Annotated in this window: 1 pseudogene; it reads left to right on the forward strand. The window is 45.7% G+C overall.

What is annotated here, in order from left to right:
* Window positions 1-138: 138 nt before the first annotated feature.
* Window positions 139-554, forward strand: a pseudogene (locus LKE08_RS00465) (RNA-guided endonuclease TnpB family protein); the annotation flags it as partial.

Below are 554 nucleotides of genomic sequence, written 5' to 3' on the forward strand. Positions count from 1 at the left end.
ACAGGCTATTATAATAGCATGAAGACGCTCAAATTCAAGTTGTACGACCACAAGCGAAATCGTCACCTGAAGCGCATTGTCAATGCCTCGGGAACGATTTACAACCACTGTATTGCGTTGCATCGTCGGTACTACCGGATGTGGGGCAAACACTTGAACTGCGCCAAGCTCCAGAAGCATATTGCTAAACTCAGAAAACATAATCCTTTCTGGAAAACCGTTGACGCTCAAGCAGTGCAAGACATCTGCCAGCGTATCGAAAAAGCGTATCAGTTGTTTTTTAAGCACAGAGACAAAGGGGTTCGTCCTCCTGGGTTTAAAAAAGTCAAAAAGTACAAATCGTTTACTCTCAAGCAGAACAACTACAAGTTTCTCGGTGAAAACCGGGTGAAGATCTGCGGTCGAGTGTATCAGTTCTGGAAGTCCAGAGAAATTGAGGGAAAAATCAAAACGGTGACAGTTAAACGGACTCCATTGGGAGAGATGTTTATGTTCGTCACGGTAGACGCTCCTTCGGAGCCGACTGTCAAAGTCGAGACGGGTAAAAGCGCTGG

Source organism: Lyngbya sp. CCY1209, assembly GCF_035615495.1.
GTDB lineage: Bacteria > Cyanobacteriota > Cyanobacteriia > Cyanobacteriales > Microcoleaceae > Limnospira.